This window comes from Bacteroidia bacterium (assembly GCA_025056095.1).
In the GTDB taxonomy this organism is placed as follows: domain Bacteria; phylum Bacteroidota; class Bacteroidia; order JANWVE01; family JANWVE01; genus JANWVE01.
In genome coordinates this window covers 1-4,208 of the sequence record JANWVW010000241.1, presented here as the reverse complement: position 1 = coordinate 4,208, position 4,208 = coordinate 1, and the positions used below count along the sequence as shown (strand labels likewise).

The 4,208-nt window shown below is 37.6% G+C and carries 4 protein-coding genes; all 4 read left to right on the top strand.

Going from position 1 to position 4,208, the window contains the following annotated elements:
* Positions 1-193 precede the first annotated feature (193 nt).
* The 4 genes from NZ519_12745 to NZ519_12730 are packed head-to-tail and all read left to right on the top strand — an operon-like array spanning position 194 to position 4,113.
* Positions 194-1,114, top strand: a complete 921-nt coding sequence (locus NZ519_12745; protein MCS7029622.1) for a phosphoribosylaminoimidazolesuccinocarboxamide synthase — start codon at positions 194-196, stop codon at positions 1,112-1,114.
* A gap of 3 nt (positions 1,115-1,117) precedes the next feature.
* On the top strand, positions 1,118-1,945 hold the full coding sequence (locus NZ519_12740; protein ID MCS7029621.1) for a PASTA domain-containing protein: 828 nt from the start codon (positions 1,118-1,120) through the stop codon (positions 1,943-1,945).
* 20 nt (positions 1,946-1,965) lie between these two features.
* Entirely contained in the window at positions 1,966-3,564 is a 1,599-nt protein-coding gene (locus NZ519_12735; GenBank protein MCS7029620.1) for a glycosyltransferase family 39 protein, read from the top strand.
* A 54-nt stretch (positions 3,565-3,618) separates the two neighbouring features.
* Positions 3,619-4,113 carry a redoxin domain-containing protein gene (locus tag NZ519_12730; protein MCS7029619.1) on the top strand — a complete coding sequence of 165 codons (495 nt, stop codon included), beginning with the start codon at positions 3,619-3,621 and terminating at the stop codon, positions 4,111-4,113.
* Positions 4,114-4,208 lie beyond the last annotated feature (95 nt).

Here is a 4,208-nt window from a genome sequence, read left to right as displayed (position 1 = left end):
AGCGAAGCACCGAAGCGAAGCGCAGTGCGGAATGCCCCGACCCTTGCGTCAGCAAGGGGCACGCCCAAAAAATAAAAATATCTTTTAGACCTAATATAATCAAACAATTGTTTCCATATCTTTCACAGTCTTTGGTTTGCGCAAAGCAAACCGTTCAAAAAAATTAAAGCTTTTCTATAACTTTGCACGCATAATGTTACGCTTTTCCTCTCAAACAGGCTTTTATCAGGGTAAAGTAAGAGACATTTACAGTATAGGTGAGGACTATTTAGTCATTGTATCCACCAACCGTATCTCTGCATTTGACCACATTCTACGGCAAGAAATTCCTTACAAAGGACAAGTATTAAACCAAATTGCAGCATACTTTTTAGAACAAACCAAAGAAATTGTACCTAATCACTACCTTGGTAGTCCTGTACCAAACGTTACCGTAGCCGTGCGCTGCGAACCTTTTCCTATTGAAGTAGTAGTAAGGGCTTACTTAGCAGGGCATGCTTGGCGAGAGTATAAACTAGGTAAAAGAACTTTATCCGGTGTACCTCTGCCCGAAGGTATGAGACAAAGTGACAAATTTCCTGAACCCATTATCACCCCTACAACAAAGTCTAAAATCGGGCATGATATTGACATCAGTGCAGAAGAAATTATTAAGTCAGGATTAGTAGAAGACTTTGAATGGGCGCAAATTCAAGACTACGCCCTTAAACTATTTGAAAAAGGCACGCAAATGGCACAGGAACGCGGCTTAATTTTGGTAGATACTAAATACGAATTCGGCGTAGATAAAAAAGGCAACATCTTACTGATTGATGAAGTCCATACTCCTGATTCCTCTCGTTACTTTATGGCTCAAAGTTACTACGAAAGACAAGCGCAAGGCCTGCCCCAAGTACAACTCTCAAAAGAATTTGTGCGCGAATGGTTAATCAAACACGGCTTTCAAGGTTTAGAAGGACAAACTTTACCTGATTTACCTCCGCAATTCGTTCAAGAAGTAAGTAAAAGATATATTGAACTATACGAATTGCTCACAGGTAAAACATTTATTCCGCAAGATTACTCGGAGTCTCAAATTCAAAGTGCAGTAGAAGCATTTTTATCTACTTTGTAGCGTATGATAAATTCATTCAAGCAATGGATAAAGCCCTACTATCAAAAATGGCTTGTTTTTCAGGAGAAAAGACCTGTTTGGGCTACGCTTATTGTGCACGGTGGGGGCGCAGTGATAGCTAGCTTGTTTCTTTTATGGGCAATTTTTAATATTTTCCTGCCTATATACACTCGGCACGGTAAAAGTAGGCAAATTCCGAACGTGGTAAATAAACGACTTCCGCAAGCTATAGAAGAATTAGAAGACAAAGGGCTTACCGTGCGATTAGACTCTGTCTACGATGAAAAAAAACAACCTTTAACTATCATCGAACAATATCCCAAAGCAGGATATACCTATAAAAAACGCAATAGAGAAGTCATTTTGACCTACAACATGAGCAAACCCCCTTTAATAGAACTACCTGACCTGAAGGGTAGATCACTGGACATTGTCAAAGAACAGCTCAAAAGTTTGAAATTGAATATAGGCAATATTTTGTACGTTCCTTATTCGCATGTAGTATTCGTAGAGTATCAACACAAAGGAAAACCTGTAAAAGCAGGTCAAAAGATTCCACAAGGTGAAACGTTAGATATTGTTATGGGAAGCGGAAAATGTACTAAAATGCTTACACCCATATTTATCGGTTTAAGTTTGGAAGAAGCGATTCAAAAAGCACATATCTACGGATTAGAATATGAAGTAGACTCTACCAAATACATTCCTTTTGCTGACCCTACAAAAATATACAGTCAATCTCCTGGAATACGGGACTCCGTTTGTAAAGGGGACAAGGTAATTTTTGTGATTAGTAGCCATACTCAAAAGAAAAAAACTAAAAAATACTAAAAAAGCCCATGCTGAAAATTTTGAGAAAGAAAGAAATTGTCTTTTTACCTATTGTAGTAGTGTATGTATTTGGAATGTTTGTAGACATAATGGACACCGATGCAGCACAGTATGCTTCTATTGCTCGGGAAATGATAGAAACAGGAAAATACTTGTATTTCAAGCATCGGTACGCTGATTACTTGGATAAACCACCTTTGCTTTTTTGGCTATCCGCATGGAGCATGAAACTATTAGGTATCCATAATTTTGGATATAAGCTACCTTCGGTTTTAGTCGGGCTTTTATGTATATATTCGGTCTATCGGTTAATGAACTTATGGTACAATGAAGAGATAGCTTATTGGAGTGCACTATTTTTGGCTACTACGGAGACTTTTTTTCTTATTCAAAATGACATTCGTACAGATACTTTGCAAATAGGCTTTACTTTGTTTGCACTGTGGCAACTAGTAGCCTTAGAAAAGACAAAAAAGCCAATATACATATTAGGTGCGGGTGTAGCAATTGGTTGTGCAATGTTAGCCAAAGGACCAATGGGGATAATGTTACCTGTTTTAGCCTTAGGTACAGATGTCTTACGCAAAGCCGAATTCAAGCGCATACTCAACTGGAGATGGTTAGCTGTTTTAAGCATAGCGGGAGTACTTCTTATTCCGATGCTTATTGCTCAGTATCAAATGTACGGACTTAAAGCTATACGTTTCTTTTTTTGGTCGCAAAGCTTTGGCAGAATCACGGGAGAAAGCCCTTGGCGCAACGATGCAGGATATTTTTTCTTATTTCATTCTTACCTATGGGCATTTGGACCTTGGACTATATTGTGGGCGTACGCATATATTAAAGAAACTTTTAATTTTTTCAAAAAAGAAACACAAGTAGAGTATAGCCTTTGGGGCAGCTTTACCTTGATTTTCGTAACCTTATCCTTTTCTCACTACAAACTTCCTCATTACATTTATATTGTAGTTCCTTTGGGTGCTATGCTCACGGCTAAGCACATTCTTACAGATTACGAAAAAATAAAAAGATGGCTTTCTGTAGCACAATTTAGCATGAACTATTTGATATATGCCTTGTTGTGTATTACTATACTATGGCTTTTTCCTTCCCATTGGGTGTGGTATATTGTGGCTACATTGTTTTTTGTTTTTACCCAATATCAACAATGGATAAAAAAACAATTCTTGTTAAGCAGCGTAACTACTATGATAGCCTTGCATGTAGTATTTAGCCTGCATGTATATCCTACCTTGCTAAAGTACCAAAGTACGCATGAAATAGCTAAATACGTCAAACAAAATATGCCCAAAGACTACTCTTTTGCAACATTTACTTTTAGTAATCACTCATTAGACTTTTATAGCAACCAGATAGTACCCTGTATAGGTTCTCGTGGAGAGGTATTTGAGCAAGTTCGGAAGGGCAAAAAGTTGTGGTTATACATAAAAAAATCCGATATTCCACATCTGCAAGCGCAAAATGATATTACAGTCAAGCTAATTTATGAAAATCAGTATTTTATGGTAGCTAATTTATCTATTGCTTTTCTCAATCCTAAAACACGCATGCAAACTTTGGAAAGCCGATGTATTGTAGAAGTTGGTCTTAGTGCATAAAATTTTACGTCTAAATAGAACAAAACTCATCAATACTTGTTATGTTATTAACGTATGGCAGAGAGTATTTACCCTATTCGTCTGAAAAATAATAAAGGTGAAGAGGTACCGTTAGGAACTTATCAAGGTAAGGTATTGATGATAGTCAATATTGCTACGCGATGCGGCTTTGCGCCCCAGCTAAAAAAGTTAGAAAAAGTGTATCAAAAATACAAAGATAAAGGCTTTGTAGTGATAGGTATTCCAAGTAATGACTTTGGCGGACAAAACCCTGAAAACGACGAAGAAACCATGCGTACCTGCCAAGTCAACTATGGAGTAAGCTTTCCCATTTTTAGCAAGGTCAGTATAAAAGGCAAAAACAAACATCCGTTATATGAATATTTGACCCGAAAAGATAAAAATGGTAAGTTCAGTTTTCCTGTTTTTTGGAATTATCAAAAATATCTAATTGACAAGCAAGGTAGAGTAAGGCGAGTGTTTTTGAGTATGCTTCCCCCAAGCTCATTGATTGTAGATTACAATATTCGCAAATTACTCTCTGAATGAAATTTTTTTCTAAAAATGATTATTTTTTTGGGCGTGCCCTTGCCCACACTTCGCTTGCGCTCGTGTGGGCAAGGTCGGCGTGCTTCGGGCTACGC